This window comes from Anaerobiospirillum sp. NML120448 (assembly GCF_023050945.1).
Taxonomy (GTDB): domain Bacteria; phylum Pseudomonadota; class Gammaproteobacteria; order Enterobacterales; family Succinivibrionaceae; genus Anaerobiospirillum.
Genome location: NZ_JALKIM010000132.1, coordinates 1 through 3297, shown reverse-complemented (window position 1 = coordinate 3297; position 3297 = coordinate 1). Strand labels below are relative to the sequence as shown.

The following is a 3297-nucleotide window of genomic DNA, read 5'->3' as shown; positions in this document are numbered from 1 at the left end:
AGCAACGACTCAACTATCTACAAAGGCTTATCTATGCTTAGTGTAGCTGCGACCTATGTCTTTACTATGGTGTTACCCTATATTAAAATCGGGGATGTAGGGTATAATTCGAGCTATAAAAGATGATACATTTTATCTTTTATCAAAACTAATTTATCTTTAGATCAACAACTTCCTAATCCTAGGAGTGAGTTTGATCCTTTGTGCTTTAGGTTTTATTCAAAACCATGTAAGTGTAATGATGATTAATTTGTTTTGTATCCGTACTGCAAAGTTTAGCTTATTACTAAACTTACAAAACTATCTCATATAAGTTATCGAGTCTTAACGACACTATCTCTTTACCTAATAGTAATTCTATGCTGCTATTAGATTCGGAGCCTTAACTGGCAAACCAGCAATTTTAATTGCTTAATATTGTAGGATTTGACAATTTCTATAAGCTACCTAGCGGTCTAAGTCAGTGAATTTAATACTGCCCGAAACGATCTAATGATTAATGGTATTAGCTTGTGCAGTGGCTAAATCTTTTTAGTACTGCCAATTGTCTGGAAGACCTATATTAGGTTTGTCTTGAGCCTAACCAATCAAGATATTAAAGGTCATATTATGTGTGCCCAATTCAATCAATACGATAATGTTAACAAGATCCCTGCCGATTTAAAGCGTCAAAAGGACGACTTCATCAAATATACCCACGAGCTTTTAAAAAATGAGTTTCGTGTGGTTGCTCTTGGCTTATTCAACCACGGAAAAAGCTCCTTGTTAAACCAAATTATTGGTTCCTTTGACAATTCAACCTTCTCTGTAGCTGATAAGCGTGAAACCCGCAAAGAACAGTCCGTCAAGTACAAGGACTGCTTATATATCGACACCCCAGGCTTAAATGCTGACGACTACGATAATGCCACAGCCCTTAAGACCATTGCTACTGCTGATATTCACCTCTTCGTACACAAGATCACTACTGGTGAACTCAATGCTCAGGAAGTCGACTACTTAAAGTTCATTGCCAAGAATCAAAGTATTGAAACTTTCTTTGCTAGCACCATTTTTGTTTTAACCAACAGTGGCTCCGTATCTAAGTCTGAGATCGATGGCGTTACTGAGCGTATCAAGAATCAACTAACTGATCTTTTTGGAAGTAAGAATGTCTACAATATTTTGTGTGTAGACTCTAGTTCTTACGCCAAGGGCTCTGTAGAGAATAAGCAAGCTTTAATTAAGAAGTCTTGCATCCCTCTATTAAAGTCCAACATTACTGCCATGAAAAAGGACATTAAGTCCTCTATTGATGCCGTTAAGCTTACTAAACTGCAAAATGAAGCTAATGCTATTATTGAGCAGATTAATAAGCTCAAAGAAATTTTCCAAGAGCGCTTAGAGCGCACTCGCCAGGAGTACAATGCTCTTAAAGAGTCTTTTAACCGAGACTTAGAGGAGTATAATCGGCTGGTAAGAAAGCACAAAGATCTGCTTAATAGCTAATGTGATTCTTGGTAAGGTTCTATTTTAACTATCCTTACTGGCTAGCTAGTTAGTTTCTATGCTAACTAGCTAGCTTTATATATATCCTCTCTGTGTTGGGTGTTTAAGCTTTAAAAGTTTAATCATAAGAGCACCCGTTCAAAACTAACAAAACCATAAGTTTAGGTAATTCTTTTTAGTTTAGTTCTCATATGCAGAGGATGCTTTATGCGCAGATCAGCCCCTATCATGGATAATCCACCTCCTCACATCAAAAACGATATCTTTACTCAACTTCAAAGAGACCTTAACCATTTTTTGGTTAGTTTAGAAAGGTCGATTGCAACGGCTAGCGCCGCTAATGCTGATACAGTTGATACACAGCATAATTCTAAAAGCACATTGATATCAGCCCGAACTCATAGTGATAAACACAAGCATCACGATACTTAAGAATTTAATTAGGTTTTATAGTTGGTTTTAAAGGAGACTTTTATATGTTGCCATGGCTAATTGGAGCTGCTGTTGTTGGCGTGGGCGCCGCTATTGTTTCTGCAATCAAAGATAGCTCAAGTGATTCAGATTCTTCTAGTAGCTCTGATTATGATGACAGGGTTGAGGAGGCTAAAAAGCGTGAGCGCCAAGCTGCTATAGACAATTCTCAAAGACAACTTGACCAAAAGATTACTGCGCTTAAAAGTAAATGGCAGATAAAGGATCAATTTAAGAATACCTTAGTCAGCTCCAAGCACAATAATAATGTCTCAAAATCAGGCCAAGATAAGCTCATTAGTTCTGATCTTATTACCAAACATGAAAAGGCTATGGATAAGCTTACCAACAATATCCAAGAGCTTAATTCCATGCTAGATCAGGTTAATGGAGAGCTCAAAGCTGCTGGTATTTCCTTATCCCATACAGCTATCCAAGACCAAAGTGCAACTCCTAGCGCAACTAAAGCTCAGGAAACTAAAGCAAAAGCTAAAACCTCTGACAATACCAAGGCTACTGCAACTAAGGTAGCTTCCAAGGCCAAGGCCTCCGAGCCTGTAAAGGCAGAGTCCAAGGCTAAAGCCAAGAGTGCTGCTAAGGCCTCTGTTAAGAGCGCTGAGCCTCAGAAGGTGGTAGTGGCAAAGGCTGAGAGCAAGAAAGCTCCAGCCAAGGCTACTGCCACTAAGGTAGCTTCTAAAGCCAAGGCTTCTGAGCCTGTCAAGGCAGAGTCCAAGGCTAAAGCTAAGAGTGCTGCTAAGGCCTCTGCTAAGAGTGCTGAGCCTCAGAAGGTGGTAGAGGTAAAGGCTAAGAGCAAGAAAGCTCCAGCCAAGGCTACTGCAACTAAGGCAGCTTCTAAAGCCAAGGCTTCTGAGCCTGTAAAGGCAAATTCCAAGGCTAAAGCCAAGGCCGCTGCTACTAAGGATGCCATAGAGGTTAAGCCTAAGCGCACTCGTAGAACCAAGGCTCAAATTGAAGCTGATATGGCTACTAAAGATGCCAGTTTTGAGGCCAATTCTAAGCGTGTAGCTAAAAAAGCTACAACCAAGAGACAGCGCATCAATAGAGCTTAAAAGGTAATGTTGCTAAAAGCTTAGTTTTAGCAGCTGTTAAGGTCAAATTTGCACCCAGAGTCCCTAAATCATGGACTATATATAGAGCAAAGCTCTTAGTGGTTTTAGCTATCAGCTTTGCTATTAATAATTAAACATTTATTTTTTCTTATTGGAGACTTTTATATCCTACATCCCCGATTTTAATATAGGGTAACACCATAGTAAAGACATAGGTCGCAGCTACACTAAGCATAGATAAGCCTTTGTAGATAGTTGAGTCGTTGCC

The 3297-nt window shown here is 39.3% G+C and carries 2 protein-coding genes; both read left to right on the top strand.

Annotated features, from left to right (window positions below):
- The first annotated feature begins 573 nt into the window (after positions 1-573).
- The gene (locus MXE38_RS11970; RefSeq protein ID WP_246915383.1) at positions 574-1488 is read left to right on the top strand and encodes a GTPase; all 915 of its coding nucleotides are present in this window, start codon (positions 574-576) and stop codon (positions 1486-1488) included.
- 476 nt (positions 1489-1964) lie between these two features.
- Complete coding sequence (locus tag MXE38_RS11965; protein WP_246915381.1) at positions 1965-3029, top strand: hypothetical protein; 1065 nt, start codon at positions 1965-1967, stop codon at positions 3027-3029.
- Positions 3030-3297 lie beyond the last annotated feature (268 nt).